Source organism: Paenibacillus uliginis N3/975 (assembly GCF_900177425.1).
GTDB classification, from domain to species: domain Bacteria; phylum Bacillota; class Bacilli; order Paenibacillales; family Paenibacillaceae; genus Paenibacillus_AQ; species Paenibacillus_AQ uliginis.
The window spans coordinates 4959410-4983149 of sequence record NZ_LT840184.1 but is presented as its reverse complement, the minus strand read 5'-3'; the positions used below and the strand labels follow the sequence as shown (position 1 = coordinate 4983149).

The 23740-nt window shown below is 45.6% G+C and carries 17 protein-coding genes and 1 pseudogene; 16 read left to right on the top strand and 2 right to left on the bottom strand.

From position 1 onward, the window contains the following. Window positions 1-55: 55 nt before the first annotated feature. The 15 genes and pseudogenes from B9N86_RS23400 (at window position 56) to B9N86_RS23330 (ending at window position 18356) form a co-directional block, all read left to right on the top strand. Window positions 56-1174, top strand: coding sequence for a sugar ABC transporter substrate-binding protein (locus tag B9N86_RS23400; protein WP_208915515.1), 1119 nt, complete (start codon window positions 56-58; stop codon window positions 1172-1174). 152 nt (window positions 1175-1326) lie between these two features. Beyond that, window positions 1327-2817 carry a sugar ABC transporter ATP-binding protein gene (locus B9N86_RS23395; RefSeq protein ID WP_208920672.1) on the top strand — a complete coding sequence of 497 codons (1491 nt, stop codon included), beginning with the start codon at window positions 1327-1329 and terminating at the stop codon, window positions 2815-2817. After that, window positions 2814-3104: pseudogene (locus B9N86_RS23390) on the top strand (ABC transporter permease); the annotation flags it as partial. The gene B9N86_RS23395 and the pseudogene B9N86_RS23390, both read left to right, overlap by 4 nt. A 142-nt stretch (window positions 3105-3246) precedes the next feature. Further along, entirely contained in the window at window positions 3247-4242 is a 996-nt protein-coding gene (locus B9N86_RS23385; RefSeq protein ID WP_208915514.1) for a Gfo/Idh/MocA family protein, read from the top strand. A 250-nt stretch (window positions 4243-4492) separates the two neighbouring features. Then, a complete protein-coding gene (desA, locus tag B9N86_RS23380) occupies window positions 4493-5578 on the top strand; it encodes a Delta(5) desaturase DesA (RefSeq protein ID WP_208915513.1) in 1086 nt (361 codons plus the stop codon). Between the two features lie 63 nt (window positions 5579-5641). Continuing rightward, window positions 5642-6778 carry a sensor histidine kinase gene (locus B9N86_RS23375; RefSeq protein WP_208915512.1) on the top strand — a complete coding sequence of 379 codons (1137 nt, stop codon included), beginning with the start codon at window positions 5642-5644 and terminating at the stop codon, window positions 6776-6778. Beyond that, window positions 6775-7374: a response regulator transcription factor gene (locus B9N86_RS23370; RefSeq protein ID WP_208915511.1), complete on the top strand. Its 600-nt coding sequence runs from the start codon at window positions 6775-6777 to the stop codon at window positions 7372-7374. Before B9N86_RS23375 ends, B9N86_RS23370 begins: the two co-directional genes overlap by 4 nt. Window positions 7375-7679: 305 nt before the next feature. Then, entirely contained in the window at window positions 7680-8897 is a 1218-nt protein-coding gene (locus tag B9N86_RS23365; protein WP_208915510.1) for a cation:proton antiporter, read from the top strand. A gap of 93 nt (window positions 8898-8990) precedes the next feature. Then, window positions 8991-9479 (top strand): cation:proton antiporter regulatory subunit, encoded by a 489-nt coding sequence (locus tag B9N86_RS23360; RefSeq protein WP_208915509.1) that lies wholly within the window; start codon window positions 8991-8993, stop codon window positions 9477-9479. Between the two features lie 306 nt (window positions 9480-9785). Further along, window positions 9786-11732 (top strand): stalk domain-containing protein, encoded by a 1947-nt coding sequence (locus B9N86_RS23355; RefSeq protein WP_208915508.1) that lies wholly within the window; start codon window positions 9786-9788, stop codon window positions 11730-11732. Between the two features lie 231 nt (window positions 11733-11963). Continuing rightward, window positions 11964-13151: an acyltransferase gene (locus tag B9N86_RS23350; RefSeq protein WP_208920670.1), complete on the top strand. Its 1188-nt coding sequence runs from the start codon at window positions 11964-11966 to the stop codon at window positions 13149-13151. Between the two features lie 37 nt (window positions 13152-13188). Then, window positions 13189-13881 (top strand): response regulator transcription factor, encoded by a 693-nt coding sequence (locus B9N86_RS23345; protein ID WP_208915507.1) that lies wholly within the window; start codon window positions 13189-13191, stop codon window positions 13879-13881. 22 nt (window positions 13882-13903) lie between these two features. Continuing rightward, on the top strand, window positions 13904-15127 hold the full coding sequence (locus tag B9N86_RS23340) for a sensor histidine kinase (RefSeq protein WP_208915506.1): 1224 nt from the start codon (window positions 13904-13906) through the stop codon (window positions 15125-15127). Window positions 15128-15271: 144 nt separating this feature from the next. Beyond that, entirely contained in the window at window positions 15272-17527 is a 2256-nt protein-coding gene (locus tag B9N86_RS23335) for an outer membrane protein assembly factor BamB family protein (protein WP_244562820.1), read from the top strand. Window positions 17528-17654: 127 nt separating this feature from the next. Continuing rightward, window positions 17655-18356 carry a hypothetical protein gene (locus B9N86_RS23330; RefSeq protein ID WP_210190605.1) on the top strand — a complete coding sequence of 234 codons (702 nt, stop codon included), beginning with the start codon at window positions 17655-17657 and terminating at the stop codon, window positions 18354-18356. Window positions 18357-18401: 45 nt separating this feature from the next. Here the strand turns inward: B9N86_RS23330 and chrA are convergent, their stop codons facing one another. Beyond that, entirely contained in the window at window positions 18402-18941 is a 540-nt protein-coding gene (gene chrA / locus B9N86_RS23325) for a chromate efflux transporter ChrA (protein WP_208915504.1), read from the bottom strand. Continuing rightward, window positions 18941-19534 carry a chromate efflux transporter ChrB gene (gene chrB, locus B9N86_RS23320; RefSeq protein ID WP_208915503.1) on the bottom strand — a complete coding sequence of 198 codons (594 nt, stop codon included), beginning with the start codon at window positions 19532-19534 and terminating at the stop codon, window positions 18941-18943. Before chrB ends, chrA begins: the two co-directional genes overlap by 1 nt. 360 nt (window positions 19535-19894) lie before the next feature. On the opposite strand from chrB, the gene B9N86_RS23315 reads away from it, so the two are divergent. After that, window positions 19895-23701 (top strand): family 10 glycosylhydrolase, encoded by a 3807-nt coding sequence (locus tag B9N86_RS23315; protein ID WP_244562819.1) that lies wholly within the window; start codon window positions 19895-19897, stop codon window positions 23699-23701. Window positions 23702-23740 lie beyond the last annotated feature (39 nt).

Here is a 23740-nt window from a genome sequence, read left to right as displayed (position 1 = left end):
CGATAGGATTACTTGTAATAAATTTGTGATATTACATAACTAGGGGGAGAGAGAAATGAAGGGGAGTAAGTCGTGGTACAAGCTGACCAGCCTACTGTTATCTATTGTTATTTTGACAGCAGGCTGCGCCCAGTCCGGTAAAGAAAGCGGAAGTGCACCAAAGCCAGTAGCTAAAGTAGAGAACCTGCCAGCAGGTATAGCTGATAAAGAGGGAATTAAATTGATGGCAATCCGTAAAATCGGAGGCGATGATCATACCGCGCAATTCCTAGCAGGAGCCAAGCAAGAGGGTGAAGCCATGGGCTTTAAAGTAGATACGTTCTCTGCAAATAATGACTCGGCAAAATTCCACGATGCAATCGCTCAGGCAGCTGATAACGGATATGACGGAATTCTTCTGTCGCATGGTGATGATCCAGCCACTGTAGAAGACGTCAAGAAGCTGAGCGAGAAAGGCATTCCTGTTGTCGCTTTTGACTCTGTACCGGAGCTTGCGGACATCAAGGGTGTAACCCTGACATCGCAGGATGATGAGGCGCTTGCCAAGTTTGCGCTAGACAAGATGATTAAGGAGCAGGGAGCCGAAGCGAACATCGTTTATTTGTGGGTAGACGGATTCCCGCCGATGGTGCGTCGTAACAAGGTGTATCAGGAAACGCTTAAGAACAACCCAGGCATTAAGGAGGTAGAGCGTTTCGGCGTAGCCAGTGCTGACACCTCGGTCGATACCCAAAATGCGGTGGCTGCTATGCTCACGAAACATCCGAAAGGTGAAATTGATGCAATCTACGCCAGCTGGGACGCCTTTGCTATCGGGGCTGCAAGAGCATTGATTGAAGCAGGACGTACCGAGATTGAAATTTACGGTATCGACGTATCGAATTCGGATCTGGAAATTATGCAAAAGACAGATAGCCCTTGGGTGGCTACCGCTGCAGTAGATCCGAAGATGATCGGAGCGGTCAATGTACGGCTGTTGGCGAAGAAAATTGCGGGTGAGAAAACGCCTGCCACGCACAATCTAGAAGCGACACTCATTGACCGCGCAAGTCTTGAGAAATCGAGCGAAGCGGTGAACATGGTCAATCTCAGCAATATTATTCCGGGCTGGGGCGCAAGTGACGACTTTGAAGAGGATTGGATGAAAGCCTTGAAGCAGGCGAACGGTAAATAATATGCCGCAGGCGCTCTTATCGTCCATTGATAAGGGCGCCCTATTTTTTTCTAGAAGGAAGGTGATCCACATTGTCAAGTTCAATTACAGCTGACACTTCAGTGAAGGTAGACCCCTCAGTAATAGCAGATCTCTCTGCACCATTGCTGCAGATGAAACAGATTACGATCACTTTTCCGGGTGTGAAAGCTTTAACGGAGGTTGATTTTAAGCTGAAGGCAGGAACGGCACACGCGCTTATTGGAGCCAATGGAGCAGGCAAATCCACCCTGATGAAAATTCTTGCCGGAGCTTATGATCACTACGATGGCGAGATCTGGATTGAAGGGCAAAAGGCCAAGATATCTTCTCCCAAAGACGCCAAGGAACTCGGCGTTCAGGTCGTGTATCAAGAGGTAGATACGGCCCTTATTCATAATCTGACCGTAGCAGAGAACATTATGCTCGACCGTATGGTTCACGATATGGGCAAGCGTCATGTAATTAACTGGAAAGGGCTGCATCAGGAGGCAAAAGCCATTTTGGACCGGATGAACATCCGGATCTCTACACACAAGCTGGTTCAAGAACTGACCCTGGCAGAGAAACAGATGGTGCTCATTGCACGTTCCATTACGAAGCAGTGCCGTATTCTTGTGCTGGACGAGCCGACGGCTCCTCTTAGCCATAATGAAACAAATCGTCTATTCTCGCTTGTGAGGAAATTGAAATCGGAAGGAGTCGGCGTTATTTTCATATCTCACCGGCTTCCAGAGCTGTATGAGATTTGTGATGAAATAACCATTTTGCGTGACGGCAAGCGGATTGTGAGTGACAGAATAGCCAATCTGGATCAGTCTGAGGTCGTGGAGCATATGTTGGACGCCAGAATGGAGCAGCAGTTTCCTCATAAGAAGCGTACCATTGGAGAGCTATGGTTCGAGGCACACGGTATTCATGACCGGGGCAAGGTTCATGATGTGAGTTTACATATTCGCCAAGGCGAAATTGTGGGTCTCGCAGGTTTGGTCGGAGCCGGAAAGACGGAGCTATGCCGCGCGATATTCGGAGCTTCCAAGACCTCTTCAGGGGAGCTAAGACTTCATGGCAGGAAATTGCGTATTTCATCACCTTACGATGCTGTTCGGCAGGGCATTGTACTCGTCCCAGAGGAGCGGCGTCGTGAGGGTGTGTTCGTGGATGAATCGGTTTCCGTCAATTTGACAGCAGTGGTGTTGTCTCAATTTTGCAGATGGGGTTCGTGGCTCAGTCCAGCGAAAGAAAAGAGTACTTCTGCCATGATTATAGATAACTTAGGTATCAAAACACCTAATGAACGAACGAAGGTAAGCAGCCTGTCCGGCGGTAATCAGCAAAAGATTGCCATAGGCAAGTGGCTGCTGGTGGACGCGGATGTGTACATTTTTGACGAACCGACCAAGGGAGTCGACGTCGGAGCAAAGCGGGATATTTTTGAACTGGTAGAGGACCTGGCTGGCCGAGGCAAATGTGTACTATATGCATCCAGCGAGTTGTCAGAGATCATCGGAATTACCGACAGGGTCTACGTCATGTATGACGGCAGCATCATGAAGGAGCTGGAGACACGAGAAAGTAATGAAGAGGAGATATTGTTGTACTGTACAGGAGGCGGGTTAATATGAACACAGCAAGAGCACTGCAGGAAAAGCCGGCGCGCAGCGCGTTTGATTTTTTATACAAATACGGCACGATCATTACGGTAGTCGTGCTGATCGCGGTGTTTGGCATCCTTAACGACAACTTTTTAAATACGAGCAATATTATTAATATTTTGCGTTCCATTTCCATCGTCACGATCATTGCAGTCGGACTTACCGTGTCGCTTGCCGTCGGCGGATTTGACCTGTCGGTCGGTTCCACGGCCTCACTTGCCAATGCGCTGGTCATTTCCTTATTTGTGTGGCGCGGAACGATTGTGCTTATTGATACGATGAGCGGGAAAAGCATGCCGATTCCGGATGAAGCACGCAAGATCATATCCACTTTTGAAGGATGGGAATAAACAGACGGCAAGTACATCTAATATCATACAGGAAAGAAGGCGATGAATCATGAAAGTACGCTTTGGCATTATCGGCACTAACTGGATTACGGAACGTTTCATACAGGCTGCCATGGAAACCGAGCAGTTTGTCCTGACAGCAGTGCACTCCCGTTCGGAGGAGAAGGGCGCAGCCTTTGCGGCACAGTACGATCATCCCCCCACTGTGTTTACTGACCTGCAGCAGATGGTGTCAAGCGATGTGCTGGATGCCGTGTACATAGCGAGTCCCAACTCTTTTCACGCAGAGCAAGCGATCCTGTGTATGAATCATGGGAAGCATGTGCTGTGCGAAAAGCCGCTTGCTTCTAATCCTTATGAAGTAAAAAAAATGATAGCCGCTGCCCGTGAAAACAATGTGCTGCTTATGGAAGCGATGAAGTCGACACTCATGCCGAACTTTAAGGCGATAAAGGATAATATGTATAAGCTCGGCCGGGTACGCCGTTATTTTGCAAGTTACTGCCAGTATTCATCACGGTATGATGCCTATAAGCAGGGTACGGTTCTTAATGCCTTTAACCCCAAGTTTTCGAACGGTTCACTGATGGATCTGGGGGTTTACTGTATTTATCCGATGGTGGCTTTGTTCGGAAGGCCCGATGCAGTACAAGCTGTAGGGGTGTTGCTGTCCTCTGGAGTGGATGGAGAAGGTAGTATGGTGCTTCGTTACCCGAAGATGGACGCAGTGATTATGCACTCCAAAATCAGCCATTCCTATGTGCCTGCCGAGATTCAGGGTGAGAATGGTACGATGGTCATTGATAAGATCAACCAGCCTTATGATGTGAAGATACATTATAGAGATGGTACGATAGAGGATATTACACAATCACAAAGTCATGAGTCCATGTATTATGAGGTTAAGGAATTCATTGAGTTGCTGGAAACTGATAAGAGAGACAGTGTCATCAACTCCCTTGAAAATTCATTGATTACGGCCGAGATAGCCGCGGAAGCGAGGAAGCAGATCGGGCTTCGATTCCCCGCTGACGACAATGCATGAGTCTGGAAAAATAACAAAAATCTCATACCCATCCTATAACTCAAGCTGCAGAGAGCTTGGGTTTTTCTCTTTTTGTCACAAAATATAACAACTTGACCTGATATTTCCACTCTATATATGACGTTTGTCATACCCTCGACTTGACGTTTATGACTACAGCGTATGACAAAAGCTATCTATAATTAAAATAGAATAGTACGTATTAGGTGTCACAACGTACTCATGTGTCATATCGAGGAGGAAACCTGCAATGGCCCAACCCAATAACACCAATAACCTATCCAGCTTGAAAAAAAATGTAGCTCCCTACGAAAAGATAGAGACGAAATCGAGTGTCAGACAGATGTTTAATACTCTAGTGCCTCTGGTTGTGCTATGGTATGCCGCATACTTAAGTTTGTCCGTATCGTATTGGTTGACGATTCCTATAGCTATCGTAACCTCTGGGTTTGTAGTTCGGACATTTATTATTTTTCACGACTGCTGTCACCAGTCTTTCTTTAAGAGCCGCCGGGCGAACGAAATTCTCGGCACCATTACAGGTGTGATCACGCTTGTTCCATATCAAAAATGGAAGATCAGCCACTCCATTCACCACGCTACCAGCAGCAATCTCGATAAACGTGGAACGGGTGATATGTGGGTCCTTACCGTAGAAGAGTATGAGGAAGCTTCGTTCTGGACACGGCTCTCGTACCGCTTTTACAGAAATCCACTCGTAATGTTTGGACTGGGTCCGATTTTTATATTCCTGCTAACCTATCGTTTTAACCGGAAAGGTGCGAAGCGCAAGGAGAAGATCAGCACCTATATCACGAACGTTTCTATTGTAGCGCTGTATGCGCTGCTCTGCTGGTTGATTGGATGGCAGGCCTTTGTATTGGTACAGGCTCCGGTTTTCTTTTTCTCCGGTATGATGGGCATTTGGATGTTCTATGTGCAGCATCAGTTTGAGGATACGTATTTTGAGCATGACGAAGAATGGTCATATGTTAATGCGGCTGTTGAAGGAAGCTCGTACTATAAGCTGCCTAAGATGCTGCAATGGATTACCGGTAATATTGGTTTCCATCATGTACATCACCTGAGTCCGAAAGTTCCGAACTATAACTTGGAGAAAGCCCATGATGCATCTCCGCCTCTTCAAAAGGCAACAACGATCACGATCCGTACCAGCCTGAAGGCGCTGAACTTCCGGTTGTGGGATGAGAGCAGCAAGTCTTTAATCAGCTTCAAGGATATGAAGCGCATAAAGCATACAAAGCTCATGCATGACAAATCAGTGTCAGCTACCGAGCCTATACATCGACCGAATCCGGGTCTACAAGGAAAGTAACGGTTAGGTCAGCACGTTTATGATAAAATACAGGTAACAAAGATGAACAAAGGTGGGCGACCCATGCAGAAATGGCATCAAATTTTCCAGAGAAACACGGGCCTTAACCCGTACGTATGGGTCGTCTTTTATATCCTTCCCTTTTACTTTATATTCCGTTCTTCATCCACCTACGAAGTTGTGATCGGAATCATCATCATTCTTGTCTTTTTCGTCTGTTATGTGCTCTCCTTTGTATCCAAGGGTTGGCTCGTATACTTCTGGACAAGTGTTCAAATCTTGATCTCGATTACAATGACATTGGTATTCGGCTATGTCTATTTCGCACTGTTTCTGGCATTCTTCATCGGGAATATTAAAAACCGGATCGGATTTTTCACGCTGTACTCCATTCATTTAGTTACAACTGTTATTTCGATTAATTACGGATTTGTATCGAAAACTCCCTGGTTTATTACCCAACTTCCCTTTGTGATCATCAGTGTAGTAGCCGTTATCCTGCTGCCAGTCACCACGTACAATCGGAATAAGAATGATATGCTTCAGCTCCAGCTTGAAGACGCGAACAAGAAGATATCGGAGATGGTAAAACTGGAGGAGCGGCAGCGTATTGCACGTGATTTGCATGATACGCTGGGTCAAAAGTTATCATTAATTGGCCTCAAAAGTGATCTCGCCAGCAAGCTCATTACGAAAAATCCGGCTCGGGCTCAAGCTGAGATCAATGATGTAAGACAAACGGCCAGAAGTGCGCTCAAGGAAGTTCGGGAAATGGTTACTGAAATGCGTGGTACCCGTCTGGAGGATGAAATATTCCGTATTTCTCAGATCCTGAAGGCGGCCCAAATCGAGTTTACACTCGAAGGCAATTCGGAACTGACCAACATATCGCTAATGAATGAAAATGTGCTTAGCATGTGCCTAAAGGAAGCCGTCAATAATATTGTGAAGCACAGCAGTGCCTCGGCCTGCTCCATTACGATTGAACCCGGCAGAACGGATCTTATCGTTACTGTGAAAGACAATGGAATTGGTATTCCTAGTGAAACGGCTTATACCCGAGGAAATGGGCTTAGAGGCATGTGGGAACGGCTTGAATTCGTGAACGGGAGTATGGAGATGAAGTCCGATAAAGGAACCATTTTGGTGATAAAAGTGCCAAATGTTCTGAAACATCCAGAGAAGGAGGCAGGGATATGATTTCAGTAGTCATAGCGGAGGACCAACGGATGCTGCTTGGAGCACTTGCCTCCTTATTGGATCTCGAAGACGATATGCAGGTGGTAGGAACAGCGAATAACGGTGAAGATGCCGTTAAGCTTGTTCATCAGCATAAGCCGGATGTATGCATCATGGATATCGAAATGCCGATCAAGAGCGGACTTGAAGCAGCTGAGGAACTTAGGGGAATGGGGTGTAAGATTATGATTCTTACGACCTTTGCGCGTCCCGGATATTTTGAACGGGCTCTAAAAGCTGGCGCTCACGGATATTTGTTAAAAGACAGTCCCAGTGAAGAGTTGGCTACTTCGATCCGCAGCATCATGGACGGACGCCGCATTTATGCTCCAGAGCTGGTGGATGAGGCTTACGGCGAAGAGAACCCTCTGACACAGCGGGAAAAGGAAGTGCTTGGGCTTATTGCCGACGGCAAGAACACGAAGGAAATTGCAAGTGAATTGTTTATTACGACAGGTACGGTTCGCAACTACATATCTGTCATTCTTGATAAGCTTGGTGTCAGCAATCGGATTGAGGCGATCACCCGGTTCCAAGAAAAGGGCTGGTTTAAATAATTTTCATTTGCCATAAAGAGCCGATTAACGGTTCTTTTTTTTGTCAATTAAATGAATTTTTATACATTTTTTTGTATTCGTGGTGAGGTATCATGATGAAAAAACATTTATGAGAATAGGACACGTAAATTTTGGGAATAATAAAATGATTGAAAAAATAAGGTGTTTTATTTTCTGCGATTTTATTATCAATAAAATAATTTTCGTTCGAATTAATGAGCTTGCTCTGTAAATGTATGCATTATTTCTGTATAATATAGAATGATTGCCGATAAGTCACCATTAAGGAGGAGGACGAACGTTGTATGGACCACATGATATTTGAAGTCGGTACGGCCCTTATGCTTATTGCCCTTGCTTCAGTTCTGGCAGGCAAGTTAAAATTTTCGATCATTCCATTTCTTATCGTACTTGGAATGTTGGTTGGCCCTCACGCACCAACTATCGGAATATTTGACTTTAAGTTCATTGAAAGTCAAAGTATTATCGAGTTTTTAGGGCGGATTGGAGTTTTGTTCTTATTGTTCTATCTGGGCTTGGAATTCTCAGTTCAGAAATTAATTAAGTCTGGCAAAAATATTGTATATGGTGGAACTGTTTATGTAATATTGAATTTTGTACTCGGGATCGGATATGGTTTCTTATTCGGTCTGCCACTGTATGAAGTTTTGATTATTGCAGGTATGCTTTCCGTTTCATCAAGTGCTATCGTAGCGAAGGTTCTGGTTGATTTAAGACGTACCGGTAACTCGGAAACCGAGTTGATACTCGGAATGATTTTGTTCGATGATATTTTTCTGGCGGTATTTCTGTCCGTCATGTCGGGACTGCTGCTTGGAGGAGCTACTTCAGTAGGAGCAACACTCTTATCGGTATCCATCTCTATAGGATACATGCTGCTGTTCTTCTTGATTGCAAGAAAGGGTACACCGATTTTAAATAAAATTCTTAATATCTCATCGAGTGAAATATTTATCATCGTTGTGTTTTCTTCACTATTCTTTATCGCTGGTTTCTCCGAGACGCTGCACGTGGCAGAAGCGATCGGTGCGCTACTGTTCGGGCTCGCTTTATCGGAAACGGAGCATAGCAAACGAATTGAGCATCTCGTTGTACCATTCCGGGATTTCTTCGGTGCAATCTTCTTCTTCAGCTTCGGATTGAGTATAGATCCGCTGGCGCTTGGAGATGCGTTATGGATGGCACTTGGAGCTATTCTACTTACGGTCATTTGCAACTTTGTAGCTGGGATGATGGCAGGAAGGAATGCAGGTTTGTCTCATAAGTCTTCCGCTAATATCGGACTTACAATTATGGCAAGAGGAGAATTTACAATTATCGTAGCTAACTTGGGGATAGCCGGTGGATTGGCTCCTATACTAAAACCTTTCTCTGCACTATATGTTTTGGTTCTCGCTATAGTCGGTCCATTGTTAACAAAAGAATCAAAACATATTTACAAAGTACTGAATAAGGTGTTTAAATGGAGCGAGCCAAAAATTAACGTAAAAGAAAATGGCTAATAAGTGCTACGAGACTACTAAAGTGTGTTATCTTCATGGTATGAGTTTTGGATGAAGGCACAGAATATGCAGTTGAACGGGAGGATTCAAAGAATGAGTATGATCAGAGAATCCGATCTGCCTGGGATCGGTAAGAAATTTCAAGTGAATACGAGATCTGGAGATAAACTGGTTATTGTTATACATGATGATGGCCGCAGAGAGCTGTATCATTTTGAAGATAATGATCCGGATGAGAGCATCTCGATGGTTTCGCTGGAGGACGATGAGGCTCGTCAGATCGCGGGAATTATCGGAGGAATGACGTATAAACCGAAAGCGTTGGAGACAATTGAGGTATCTCTTGATGATTTGATTATTGAATGGTTCCGGATTGAACCCCACTATAAAGCCGTGGATAAGACGATCGCAGAGCTGCAAGTACGCCAACGTACCGGAGCTAATGTTCTGGCCATTGTGAAAAAGAATGAGCAGAAGATAAATCCCGGGCCGGAGGATCGGCTAACAGCCGGATCCACACTAGTTCTCGCAGGAGAGCGTAAGCAGATTAAGCAGGTGAAAGAACTTTTGACCAATGGCTAATGTTATTTGAATGCATGAAGCAAGGGGGGTGTCCCAAAAGGTCCATTGACCTGGGACACCCCCTTCTGTCTGTTGTGAGACGCTGCGCGTACGAATCGTTCCGTTTTTCAAAATAAGTAAATTGGACAGCCGGATTGCAGGTAAATCGATCATCGTTCTGATGATCGGTTTTTGTATTTTTTTGGGAAATAAGAGTGGTGGCGAATGACGTAGAATTTTGTAAATTTTAATAGAGCTTTATCGAACCGAGATGGTATAATATTCCTGCTCCTAAATAACTATATAATAGAAGTGGGTGTCCAAACAATGTTGAAAAGATGGTTCGCATTATTAATGGCAGTGTGCTTGGTAATTCCAGCAGCCGCGGGGACGGTGTATGGTGATTCCAAAGCGGGTGGAGATAAGATCGTGACGATGCTGCCTGACGGAACCCCTTTGCTTGAAGATGGGTCGATATGGGTAACGTATTCCTCAAATCCCCTGACACAAATAGCGGTTCCTGTGAATGGAAATTTGAAGGCAGTCGCGGGCAGCGGAATGTCCGGCAACGGTATCAATAACAACGGAGAATTGGTAAAGTGGGGCAAATCCGGTCTTCAAATTGTGCCGGGTACCAGCAGCGTAAAGCAGGTGGGGGATGGATACTGGCTTTCCTCGGATGGAACGGTCTGGAGTTTGGAGAATTCTAAACCTGCGGCAGTAAAAGGGTTCAGTGGTGTATCTGTTTTTGATGAGTTTAACGGAATTATTGGAGGCGTTACCTCCTCTGGATCCGTACTGCATTACAACGGGAAGTATCGTGCAGAGCCGGTCGTTCTTGGCCAAGTACCGGACACGGCCTCGATTGTTAAATTTGAAGTTTCAGAAGATTACGCTGCCATTTTGTACAATGACGGGCGTGTGATACTTTTCAGCACAATGATCGTTAATGGAAGCAAGACTTATATATCGCAAACACTGGTTACAGACGGTGTAGATATTTCATTAGGCAAGGAAGACAAGCTGGTCTTCGCCAAGAAAGACGGTACCGTATGGAGTGCCAGAACGGATGTATTTACACAGAAATTTGATACAGTCCGTCTGAGTGGAATTGAGGGTATTGATAAGGTTGTAGCCATCAGCGGAAGCAAGTTGTTTTACGCCCGTCAGCAAAATGGAACTTGGGTTAAATATGACAATGGCCAGCTGTATAAGGTTGAAATTCCACAGATTGACCGCATCACATTAAAGGTATCAAACAGCAAACCTAAGGTCGGGGATTCTATTACGCCAAAGCTCGAATTCCAGTATGCCGACGGTAAAAAGGCAGCTATTCCAGAGGGGGTCGTTCAGCTCTCAACCGATAAGCCGCATTTGTTGCATCCGTTAGACAACGGAAAAATTAAGGTTCAGGGAGTAGGCGAAGCAAGTTTAAGCGTGAATGTAGGTGGACTGAAGCAATCGGTAACGATTGTATCAGGTCTTGGCAAACCAATCGAGAACGCTAAACAGGAGAAGGGCATTACTTATCTGCCGTTGAAGCCGGTCTTTCAAGCATTAGGTGGGACGGTGCAGTATGAGGCTGCGTCTAAGACCTTTAACATTAAAGTAGGAACGACCGATATCCGTGTTATATCGGGAAGTAAGAAAGCGCAGATTAATGATAAGACGATTACGATGAAGGCTGCCCCGATTCAGCATAAGGGGGAGACACTCGTTTCATCGGATCTCCTGACGGCTGCACTTGGCGCCAAGCTGAAATGGAACGCAGCAAAGCAGGAGATGAACGTGTCTTTAGGAGCTGCTCAATTCGTCGTTAAGGCAGATCAGAAGAAAGCGCAAGAATCTAAGCCGTCCAAGAGTTCAAGCAAAATGTACGAAGTGCCGGCAACCGGAAGCATGGCAGGTTGGAAAGTGCTGAAAGGTCATAAGTATGAGAAATCACTTCGTATTTACTTCCAGTATAAGAATGGAAATTTGGCGACCAAAACAGAAGATATCCGGAAGGTTAATCTGAACCAAAAGGTAACCTGGACAGACGATTATGGCCTGAAAAGAACAAATACGATTCGGGAAATATATCACCTCTTCTCTTACACGAACGAGTTTACAGCCGAGTGGCTGTTAAAGAAATTCGGAAAGTTGTATGAGGATTGGTTGGCGTCAACATTAGTGGATACTGCTGGGATCGTAGAGGAATATCTGATCGAGACAGGCCAGATGAAGCCATACGGATCTAATGTCACACTAACGCCAGAAGCTGAATTTGAGTAAATACAGGGGATGATACCACTGCTATTCATAAGGAACGACCTGGGGTTTATCCTGGGTCGTTTTAAATTTGTGAAATACATGAAATATTACAATTAACCGAAAATGTGAGTAAAAACTTAAGCAATTGTTAAGAACTTAGGAAGTATAGCGTTAAGAACTGTCCTGTATAGTAGGTTAAGCTGCTTCATCCTGAAGCGGACGACCTAGTTATACCGGAGGGAATAAGCTATGATGAATAAGTCTGGTCTACAGAAGAAGCGGGAAAATATTCCTGAGCTACAGTTGGTACGTGCATTCGCCATTCTAGGGGTGCTGTCTGTCCATTCCACCTCGTATGCATCAACAGCAATGGTGGGATCCAACTACTTCTTCCTTTACAATTTCATGAACATATTTATGAAATATGGGACACCAACGTTTATTTTCTTGAGCAGCTTTGTACTGTTCTACAATTATTACGAACGGCCATTGACGAAAGAGTTGATTGGCGGATTTTTTAAGAAAAGAATGCTATTTATAATCATTCCTTACATCGTGTTCTCTGCACTTTATTTCGGACTGCTGCATATGCTCCACTATCAAGATCGCTCACTACAGGATACAGTTGAAAGCTTTATAGGCAAGTTGTTGACGGGAAAGGCTTATACACATCTATACTTTGTATTCATCAGCATTCAGTTCTATGTGTTATTTCCGATTATCTTATGGCTGTTTAAAAAGGTTCCGCTGCTGACCCGATGGGCGATCCCAATCGGACTTGCCGTGCAATGGGCTTTTGTTTTGCTGAATAAATATTACTGGCAAGTGCCGAATAAGGGGAGTTGGTCTCTATCTTACATGGCCTATTTCATGCTGGGCGCTTGCATCGGTATTTATTATCCGAAGCTTAAGGGCTGGCTGATCCTGAGCCGGGATAACACTACATGGTCTCGTATGATTGGCTGGATTGTTTTATGGACTTGTTGGGCTACGGCCGGATTAACTCATGTATACTTATATTACAACTATCGCTTGTACGGTACTATGTACAATTCCACGCTATACGAGCTGATGTGGAACCTGCATACGTATTTAGGGACGCTCACACTGCTGCAATTGGCCTTTGTCGTGTACCGGAAAGCACCCCGTGGACTTACTTCCACGTTGGAACGGCTTGGCGCGCTTTCGTTCGGTATTTATCTGATCCATCCGTTCTTTCTGCTTCTGTACAGGCAGTACCCGCCGCTAAGCGGTAGTCCGATTATTTCACATATTTGGTATGCAGGCGGGTTCATATTCGCGCTCTGCTGTTCCTGGATCGTTGTGGCACTTACGGTACGCTATGTTCCTTTCTCATGGATTCTGTTTGGCAATATTTCAAAAACCAAGAGAAGTCATACCCGTAGGGAGAAAAGCTTCGTAACTATAGAAAAACAGTAATTGATAGCAACAATTGATTTTTCAACAAGGAGGAGCTATGGCTGGAATTACAATATTAATGGTGGATGATGAAACTGAAATCATTAAGCTAATGGATATTTACGTAAAAAATGAAGGGTACACGTTGCTCAGTGCATCCAATGGCCTTGAAGCGTTGGATATACTAAAAACGCATAAGGTCGATCTCATTATTCTGGACGTCATGATGCCACAAATGGACGGTATACAGGCATGCATGAAAATTCGTGAGGAGAATAATACACCGATTATTATGTTATCCGCCAAAAGCCAGGAAATCGATAAAATCGCCGGCCTGAGCATTGGAGCAGATGACTATGTTACCAAACCGTTCAGCCCATTGGAACTGATTGCGCGTATAAAATCCCAGCTACGCCGTTATAACCAGTTTAATACTAAGCCTGTTCAAGACGAGAACGAGATCCAGATTGACGATTTGACCATTAATATCGCATCTCATCGTGTAACCGTGGAGGGCAGAGAAATTAAACTGACCCCAAGAGAGTTTGCCCTGCTTCATATGCTGGCTGTTAACAGAGGGCTTGTGTTGAGTATGGACAAGATTTATGTTGAGGTATGGAATGAGCCGTTTATGGAATCCAAAAATACGGTCATGGTTCATATTCGAAAGCTTCGTGAAAAAATTGAAAAGGATCCGCAGCGTCCGGACTACATAAAAACGGTATGGGGAATCGGATATAAGATTGAGTAAATCCAAGCAGAGGTGAAGGCATATGAGAAATAAATTACTCCATACGGTCCGCTGGAAGCTCATCCTTCTGCTGTTGTCCAGCATCGCTATTACAGCTCTGTTCCTTCTTATTTTGTACTCACTGAGCACTTTCATCGTTGGGATAGAACCCATCAATTATCCGCTTCGTTGGGTCATAAATAATATCGGGTCTCTTCCGGTGATGATCACGATCGGCATTGTGGTCTTTTTTGTCAGCATTTATATGAACAGCAATCGTTTCGTGCGTAATTTGCAAGAGATTGAAGCAGGTATGCAGGAGATTTCTAATGGGCGGTTTGACTATCAAATTAAGATCAAGTCTCATGACGAGATCGGTAAGGTGGCGGACAGCATTAACCATATGACGGAGCAGCTTAATTCTTATTTGGAGGAAATTACACACGGATTGCGGGAGATAGCGAAAGGTAATTTTAATATTGAAATACCGGTTGATCCGGGCAGTAAGCTCGGCGAGGTGGCAGACAGTATTAATCAGATGAGCAGACAGTTGAGCCATTCTATTCAGGAGGAGCGTAACGCGGAGAAAACGAAGAATGATCTTATAACCGGCGTTTCGCATGATCTCCGAACCCCGCTGACTTCTATACTCGGATTTCTGGAGGTAATTGAGGAAGACCGGTACCAGGATGAGGTGGAGCTGAGGTATTTTGTAAACATTGCTTATGAAAAATCACTGGCTTTGAAAAAGCTGATCGATGATCTGTTTGAGTATACACGCATTAACAATGGGCTTCCTTTGGACATGAAAGAGCTTGATATGGTGGATTTCATCGGGCAGTTGATCGAGGAGTTTGTTCCAAGCTTTGAGAAGCAAGGGATGGAGTGTGTAATGAAGGTTGAGGGTGAATCGCTTAAAATTATGGCCGATGGTGAACGGCTAGTCCGGGCGTATGAGAATCTGATGACGAATGCGATGCGGTATGGACAAGAAGGCAAGGTTGTAGATGTAGTTGTCGGCAGAGACAATGATCAAGTTGTCGTGAGTTTTAGCAATTATGGGGAACCCATACCCGAGAATGATATCCCTTTTATCTTTGACCGGTTTTACCGGGTGGAAAGCTCTCGTTCCAAGCAAACTGGCGGCACCGGACTCGGCCTTGCTATTACGAAGAGCATTATTGAAGTTCAGGGCGGGGAAATTACCGTGCGAAGCGACCGTCATAAGACGACCTTTGAGACACGTTTTTTCATAAATCGATCATAAAGTTGTTCGACAGGGTGAACTGTATTTGGAGACTTCGTCTATACGACGAGGTCTTTTTCTTTTTTTAAATTCCAGTTGATGGAACAAATGAGCCAGAAGTGACGTTTAATCAGTAAGCGGCTTATACCAGAAAGGATGGTTCTATTGAACAAGCAATTTTCCTTCACCAAAATGCTGACTTATGTATGTATGACAGCGGTAAGCGTCTCTTTATTGTTTAGTCCGATTGCACCGCTGAAGCAGGCAGCAGCCGATTCCGTTAGGGGTTTAACTAACGTTACTTCACCAATGTTCAAGGTAGGAGATAAAGTAACACTGCAGATGAATGCAGCTTATTTTCCGACTCCACTAACCAAGAGCAGCAATCCGAGAAATTTTCAGGTTGAGTACTATGGCAAAAAGGGCGAGTCGTTTAAGGTGGATTTTGTGGACGGTGAGATGGTTGGTGTGAAGGATGACAGCCGCGGCACCTTATGGATTCCTTCCTGGTATCTTGCGAAGGACTCTGTGAATACCAAGAGCATTCCGCCGATGACGGTAATTATGAAATCAAAGCGGAGTTTGTCCATGAGACCAGGCAGTAATCTGAAGTGGAGTGAAATGAAAAGCAACACCTCATATACCGCGGTTGCTCAGTGGAAGGATTGGTATGGGGTTCTTGTAAGTCCAGCCCAGTGGCAACAGGATTATACGATTTACCGTCCGGCTTTGTTGTGGGTACAGGCAAAGGATATCGAATCCAAGAAGACACTTCCAGAAGGGTTATGGAACAAGAATTCGGACATTTCGAGCGGTACTATACTGGAACTAGTAACATACATGCTAAAAGATGGGGATGATTCAACATCCATACTTAAGCTGCTTGGCACACCGCAGGTGAAAGAAAAATCGGTTAATCTGCAGATGGAGGATAGAGGACCGATGCAACTCGGCGAGACATGGAGATACGAGCGGGATGATGCGCAGTTTATTGTTACATTTTCCAAGTCAGGTAAGCTGAAGCAGACGGAGTGGATAATGCCTTCTATTGACACTTATCGAGATAGACGCAGCTCTGGAGACGACTATTACTTCACCTATGATTTTGTAACTTCGCCTCTTGCGCGTACCCTGAAAGCTGATCAAGTATGGAGAAATCAAGGGGATCTGAACTTTTCGTATCTCATTGGGGGAAATGATGATGCTTTGCTTCTTAAAGGCGACGACGGTGGATTTAGCGGATTTCACCATAATTCATCGCTTTATGCTTTGAACCGGAAGACCGGCAAAAAGCTGTGGCAGCAAAATGCGGGATTTGGTGGGTTTACGGCCAAAATGGATTCGGAGAATGAATATGTGACGATGTATTCCGCTTATAATCCTGACATTAAAGATTATGAGGATCGTGTCCGTCACATCCGTTTGGAGGATGGCAAAATCGTGTGGGAGGTAAAGCTGAAGAAGAGCGGCGGCGCTTATGGCATGACAGCTGCTGATCGATCCATCATTGTGTATGAGCTCTGGGGGCCCAATTCGAAAACCGAAACGCTGACTGTACTGGACAGCAAAACAGGGAATGTACGCTGGAAAAAGACGCTTTCAGAGGAATATCGTATTTTGAGTCAAGGGGTGGATGATCCGTACGTACTCATTCAGCAAAACCAACAGCTTAAAGCCTATAATACGATAACAGGAAAAGCGGTCTGGAGCTTGAACGTAAAGGGAACACAGTTGGATGATCCCGCTAGAAACCCTTATTACACTGGAGGCGAACGGATTGAGCCTTTGGCGCCTGCAGATTCTACTACAAGATGGGTATTGCTTGGGGAAGAGTGGTTGCTGCTCAACACTAAAACCGGCAAGTCTGAGGCTGTATATCCAGCGAATCCTGATGAATTATTTGAAGTGCTGGATCAGCGTTACCTTCTGGTGCAGCGCGGATCGAAACATCATATAAAAGGCATTGAGAGCGTGTTCTATGACGCGGTGGAGAAGCGAGAATTGTGGACTTTTAAGGGCAGTGCTACCAAAGGTGTGATCGAGGGTGACACGATCTATTTAGCGCTTAATGGCGTGCCTGCTGCTGTTCATAAAAAAACAGGCGAGGTGCAGTGGAAGATGCGGATGACATCTACCAACAATAAGGATCTATCGCATCTGGTCTATAGCAGCTTTGCGGTATTGGATCGTTATTTGCTTATTCAGCATGCATCCAATCTTCTTGTGTTGAATAAAGAGGATGGAAGTCTTCTCGGACGATTGCATGATGTTCATACGGGAAGTGCCGAGCTTCGCGAGCAAGAGGCCAGAAACGGTGCGCTGAATGCCACCAACGAAGACGTTTATGTCGGTACGGCCAATGGCGCATTTGTGCGTTATGATGCTAAGGCATTGGAACAAATGCTGGATCAGGAGAACTGAATGAATTGGCAGGTGTGATCTTACTTATATTTCCAAAATCCTCCTTTGAGGTACACTATATTTGATCATTTGGTCAATGTGGCCTTAGAGGGTGAATGAAGTGAAGAGGAAGAAGTTATTGCACGTTATGGTATTCGTTATCATGGCGAGTGCGCTTGCTGTAATAATAATGCTTTCTGATTTTCAACACGATCGGGATATCAATGGGGTTAAGCTGGTTAATCTGGAACAATTTTTTGTGGAGCATGATGTACCGGAAGAACACCAAAATGTTTTGTTAAAAAAAATTAGTAAAGACGAATTATGGGATGCATACAAACTGGAGTTGGTTCAACAGATTCCTGCCGATTATTACGAATTTGATCCTCTTGAAGGAGAGCAGAGCAGATATTATCGATTTGAGGATGGTTCATTTGTTATGATCAGCATAGAGTTTGGAAGTGCGGGTGAGGTAGCTCCTGCATCAGAGGGTGTAAAGCTTGATGGTGTTAAAATTAGGAAAAGAGTCGGAACAGCAGAAGCTTTAGTCTGTGCCGATTTGTTTATTGCAGACAATGGTTATGGAACTAGCGCACAGATTCTCCGGCTCTATGACGCTTCGCTTGACGGGTTCGATGAGCCCCATCAGATCTCAACAGAGATTGTCAGAGAATCAGAAGACACGAACCGCCATCGCTCCGCATTGGCACGTTCTTTCTGGACAGTCCAGGGGGATCAGAACATTTCATGGTCAGCTTCACAAGAGGGTACACTACCGGAAGTCCCTCTTTCTCTATGGATCGGGGTACTTGATGGCAAGATTTATGTGAACAGCAAGCTGCCTTATTAGAAAGATGAAGCTGCCGAGGAATCGGCAGCTTTTTTGTATGAACCCTCACACCATATGGGACAATACAAGTCCACCGTAAGCAAAAGCTGCAAGAATGACCAGAGCGGGATGGATTTTTCGGATATTCATGGCCCAGAAGGCCACGGCAGCGATGCCTAGAGTCTGTATAGCGCCAACGGAGACGATGGAGCTTTTGCCCATCTGCCAGGTCAGCGTGAGCATCATGATGGCAATGACAGGCTGCACGAGCAGGGTCATCCCTTTAACGACCGATGATGACCGGAACTTCTGGAGCAGCTTCAGAAGCAGTATGAGAGCTATTGCTGACGGTACTACGGTTGCTGTTAGAGCGGAAGCCATGCCGACCCAGCCGGATACACCATATCCGACAAAAGCGGCGATTTTGGTGGCGATCGGTCCCGGCAGGGCATTCGCTAAGGCGAGCATGTTGGAGAATTCCAGATCGCTTAGCCAACCTCGGTGGGTAACAATCTCCTCATACATAAGCGGGATGGAAGCGGGGCCGCCTCCGTAACCAAGGACATTGGCAACAAAAAAACTAATGAATAGTTCAATCCATTCCATTATTCAGCCCCCTCCTTTTCCCGTCTTTCCTTCTTCATCTTGGCTACAACTTTAAAATGCACCGCACCATACACAAGGAACAAGACAATGACGATTGCGGGATGAATTTGGATGGTCTCCAGCAGAAGGAACGAAACTGCGAAGAAACCGATGCCTGCGTATATACCGAGTCCCTTTACAGCTTTTTCACCGAATTCATAAGCCATTGTGCCGAGCATAACAGCGATAACGGGAGTGACGCCAGCGATCATGCCGGCTATGATTTTGGAGCTGCTCAAATATTGTACCGCCGACAGCAGGGCGATCATAGCGATACAGGTTGGAAGGATATGGGCTAAAATGGCTACAATGGCTCCCATACTCTTTTTTTGCTGATAACCCAAATAGGCAGCCATCTTGGTTGCGATCGGCCCGGGCAGGGCATTGGCCAGTGCAAGCACCTCTCCGAATTCGTCGTTGCTTAGCCATTTATAACGTGTAACGGCCTCATGACGGATCAGCGGGATGACCGAAGGACCTCCTCCATAACCGAGAATGCCTGTGCGGAACATGGCGATGGTGAGCTGCAAGTATGTATTGCCGGTTTTACTCAAGGTAAGGATCCTTTCTCAGGTTTGGTCTGTGTTTACTGTATGTATAAATATATAGTGGTTATCATGTGTTTTCAACGAAATTGGTCAACGCATTAATTCATATCTCCTTACAAAATGCTTTTTATCCATGTCATATGCTACTAAAGTTAAAATTCCTGCATAAAAAAACAAAATAAAATTTTAAAAAACTATTGAAATTCGAAATAAAATTTCAATATGATAAGGGTGCATCTTGTTATTAGGCTTCGTGAATTCACATAAACCTAAAAGGAGGTGGGGAAATCTTCTCTGTTAGGCTGATCTAAAGAAGATCTGCAGTGAAGCGGCACTCATTATATTATTTAGGGAGTGAATTAATGAATGTTAAGTAAACGAAAATCCAGGCGTAGCAGAACGGTTATATGCTGGACGATGGCGCTCCTCATGACGCTCAGCACAGCCCTATCGGGATGGGGGAGCATGATTCCAGAAGTTTCAGCCGAGGCTGTAACTGAAATAACGACAGATGTCCCAGCAGATCCACCGGCTGACAATGCGACAGGGGCCCCAAGCGAGCCTCCAACCGAGACCCCAACAGATATTCCAGCAGATATTCCGGCGGATTCATCTACGGAGAATCCAATAGATATCCCCACCGATGGTATAACAGATATCCCAACAGATAGCCAAGATGATCCCTTGGCTTTGGAGTCAGGCGATCCGGCAGCATTGAGTCCTTCGTCAGTGATCGTAGAGGAGTTTGAGAATCTTTCGTATATGCAAGTCTCAGCTGTTCGGGCAACAGCCGATCTGAGTCTGGTAAGCAGACCGGAAACGATTTATTACGGTTATAACGCGGCAAAGCTTTCATACGATTTTACGGCTTTCCCAAAAGATACTTCCGCGGCTTACATCAACTTTAAGGACCCGGATGGAAGTGTGGGCAGAACCCTTACCGGAAATCCCAAAAGCATGGGGCTATGGGTGTACGGAGATGGTGGCAATCATTGGCTACGGGGAGTGGTACTGGGGGCGAACGGCGGTAAAGAGACGGTAGATCTCACCGATTCAGGAAAACTAAGCTGGAACGGTTGGAAATACATCACGTTTAACATCCCTACCAAATTATCCTCTCCATTGAAACTTTCACAAATTTATGTGGCAGAAACGAAAGAAACCAATAAAAACAAGGGCGAACTCTACTTTGATCGTCTGACAGCTCTGTACGGCAACTCCGCAGCATATGCCCTGGATATCACAGGACTGACCCCGATGCAGACGGGCGAATCCCAGCGAGCGGTAGTCTATGCGACATATGCGAATATGATAGAACCTGCGTTGGTGACAGATGGAGTAAAACTGAGCAGCAGCGATAAAAACATTGCCACAGTGACAGGGGCTACATATGACACCGTTGATGCATTAGCACCAGGCGATGTTACGATTACGGCAGAATATGGCGATGCGCCTCCTGTAACGTTTAACTTAAAGGTAACTGACGAAGAGGTTGTCCCACAGAAATTAGAATTGTCTGGACCGGTACATTTGGAAACCAGCACTTCTGGAAAAATGAAAGCGTATGCAATTTATAGTGGTTATGAATACCCATTGCCGCTTGCTGACGGAGTAATCTACACCAGCAGTCATCCTGATATTGTCAGCGTGAATGATGAAGGGCATCTTACAGCCTTGTCCCAAGGTTCAGCGGTTATTACCGTATCCTACAAGGGGGTATCCGTTGAACATCCGATCACGGTGGAGAAGCCTGTGCCTGTTTTGAAAAGTATTGAACTTCGCGGCTTGACGGCTGTAAACATCGGGGACTCCTTTGATACCGTTGCGATGGCATCTTATACGTGGATGGATGAGCCCGTAGAATTGACGGAAGGTGTACTGTACAGCAGCAGTAAACCGGAAGTCGCATCTGTAGACGAGAACGGGAAGGTGACAGGGTTGAAGGTTGGGGCATCGAGAATAACCGCCACACACAGCGGGAAAACAAGCTCATTATACATCACTGTTAACCAACCATCGGGCATGCCGAAGGCAGAGATGAGAGCGGCGTGGATAGCGACGGTGGAGAACATCGATTGGCCTGTAAAAGGTGCTGATCCCGCAGCTCAAAAGCAGCAGTATATTGATCTGCTCGATCAGCTGGAATCTGCAGGTATGAACGCAATAATTATGCAGATCAAGCCGACAGCTGATGCCTTCTATCCGTCAAAGTACGGCCCATGGTCGGCATGGCTCACAGGCGTGCAGGGTAAGGATCCGGGCTATAATCCGTTGGAATTTTTAATTGAGGAAACCCATAAACGGAACATGGAATTCCATGCGTGGTTCAATCCTTATCGTGTAAGTATGAATGAAAATATAAACGAATTGGTCGAGGAACATCCGGCAAGACTGCACCCGGAATGGGTTGAAGCCTATGGCGGGAAGCTCCTCTTTAACCCAGGTATCCCGGAGGCACAGAAGTTTATCCTGGACGGGGTCATGGAAGTCGTGGAGAACTACGATATTGATGCGGTTCATTTCGATGACTACTTCTATCCGTACCCTTCAGGGGGAGTGGATTTCCCTGATGAAGATACATTTGTTAAATATGGAGGAGCATTCACGAACAAGGGAGATTGGCGCAGAGATAATGTGAACCAGTTCGTGAAGAAAGTAAGCGAGGCGATTAAAGCCGAGAAAAGTTATGTGAAATTTGGTATCAGTCCATTTGGCATTTGGAAGAACAAGAGTGCTAGTGCCCCGGATGGATCCGAGACGAATGGGCTCAGTAGCTATGATTCCATCTATGCAGACTCCAAAAAGTGGATCGATGAGGGATGGATCGATTATATTACTCCCCAAATCTATTGGTACAGAGGATACTCCCCGGCAGCCTACGATAAATTGGTTGAGTGGTGGAGCAGCGTAACCGCAGGCAAGAACGTCCATTTGTACAGCGGTCAGGCCATTTACCGGGTTGGTTCGGTAGACAGCTGGCTTGATCCGGAGGAAATGCCAAACCAGATCAAGTACAACCGAAACTTTGAACAGGTTGATGGAAGTATGTACTTTAGCGCGAAATGGTTTGCGGAGAACCCTCTTGGATTCACAGACCGCCTCCGCGAGGATTTGTACCGTTACCCAGCCTTGGTTCCGACCATGCCATGGTTAGATAACAAAGCCCCGTCAGCACCAGTAGGCCTAACAGCGCATAATGACCAGGAAGGCGTAAAGCTGAATTGGAGATCCAAGGACGATGAAGCTTATTATGCGATTTACCGTTTCTTGGACAAAGAAACCATTGATATTCAGAATCCGGCAAAAATGTTGAAGACATTACGCAAGCAGGAAGGCTCTGTCCAATCATTCGTTGATACAACGGTAATCGAAAATAGTAAGTATACCTATGTTGTTACCGCTGTTGATCGGCTTCACAATGAGAGTAATACGAGTGGACCTGCTACGGTTCATGTCAAAAAAGGCGGTACTCCTACGGATCCTAATCCGCCGGTCACACCACCAGTTACACCACCAGTTACACCGCCCGTAACGTCGCCTGTAACGCCTACTAAACCGGTGACGCCACCTGTAACACCTACAACGCCGACCACACCGCCAGTTGAACCAAGCAATCCGCCGGTGTTTAAGGATGCAGACCAAGTTGCTTCTTGGGCGAAGGAAGCGATTGAGGGATTAACGACAAGAGGCATTTTGAAGGGCTTTGGTGATGATACCATAAAGCCGCTCAAGCCGGTCACACGTGCCGAGTTTTTGGCTATGCTGGTTCGTACTTTTGAGCTGACGGGAGGAAGCGTGCCTGCGTCCATGAAGGATGTTAATCAATCCGACTGGTACTACGACATCATAGCGGCTGCAATGAAGGCTGGTCTTGCCCAGGGAGTAGGCGGCGGGAAGTTTGAACCGAATCGTCCGATTACCCGTGAAGAGATGGCCATCATGAGTGCCAACGCCTTGAACCTGGAGAACAAAAAGACAGCTGACAAGGTAGAGGAGACTCTCTCGAAATTCAAAGACAAGGAGAAAATTGCTCCATACGCGAAGTCTGCCATAGCCCTGCTTACCCAGGAGGGAATTATAAACGGAACGGGTGCTGACCTTTTTACGCCAAAGGGTATCGCGAACCGTGCACAGGCAGCCGTGATTATCTGGAACTTGCTCAATGCCCAATAACGAATAACGGAAGTACGCTATGAAGAAAGAGCGTTAAAT

Excerpts from the sequence above, each read along its gene's own strand:
- B9N86_RS23355 (WP_208915508.1), top strand. The coding sequence starts at position 9,786 with ATGTTGAAAAGATGGTTCGCATTATTAATGGCAGTGTGCTTGGTAATT.
- B9N86_RS23395 (WP_208920672.1), top strand. The coding sequence starts at position 1,327 with ATGAAACAGATTACGATCACTTTTCCGGGTGTGAAAGCTTTAACGGAG.
- B9N86_RS23315 (WP_244562819.1), top strand. The coding sequence starts at position 19,895 with ATGTTAAGTAAACGAAAATCCAGGCGTAGCAGAACGGTTATATGCTGG.
- B9N86_RS23340 (WP_208915506.1), top strand. The coding sequence starts at position 13,904 with ATGAGAAATAAATTACTCCATACGGTCCGCTGGAAGCTCATCCTTCTG.
- B9N86_RS23365 (WP_208915510.1), top strand. The coding sequence starts at position 7,680 with ATGGACCACATGATATTTGAAGTCGGTACGGCCCTTATGCTTATTGCC.
- B9N86_RS23400 (WP_208915515.1), top strand. The coding sequence starts at position 56 with ATGAAGGGGAGTAAGTCGTGGTACAAGCTGACCAGCCTACTGTTATCT.
- chrA (WP_208915504.1), bottom strand. The coding sequence starts at position 18,941 with ATGGAATGGATTGAACTATTCATTAGTTTTTTTGTTGCCAATGTCCTT.
- B9N86_RS23330 (WP_210190605.1), top strand. The coding sequence starts at position 17,655 with ATGGTATTCGTTATCATGGCGAGTGCGCTTGCTGTAATAATAATGCTT.
- B9N86_RS23345 (WP_208915507.1), top strand. The coding sequence starts at position 13,189 with ATGGCTGGAATTACAATATTAATGGTGGATGATGAAACTGAAATCATT.
- B9N86_RS23350 (WP_208920670.1), top strand. The coding sequence starts at position 11,964 with ATGAATAAGTCTGGTCTACAGAAGAAGCGGGAAAATATTCCTGAGCTA.
- B9N86_RS23360 (WP_208915509.1), top strand. The coding sequence starts at position 8,991 with ATGAGTATGATCAGAGAATCCGATCTGCCTGGGATCGGTAAGAAATTT.
- B9N86_RS23375 (WP_208915512.1), top strand. The coding sequence starts at position 5,642 with ATGCAGAAATGGCATCAAATTTTCCAGAGAAACACGGGCCTTAACCCG.
- B9N86_RS23370 (WP_208915511.1), top strand. The coding sequence starts at position 6,775 with ATGATTTCAGTAGTCATAGCGGAGGACCAACGGATGCTGCTTGGAGCA.
- B9N86_RS23385 (WP_208915514.1), top strand. The coding sequence starts at position 3,247 with ATGAAAGTACGCTTTGGCATTATCGGCACTAACTGGATTACGGAACGT.
- desA (WP_208915513.1), top strand. The coding sequence starts at position 4,493 with ATGGCCCAACCCAATAACACCAATAACCTATCCAGCTTGAAAAAAAAT.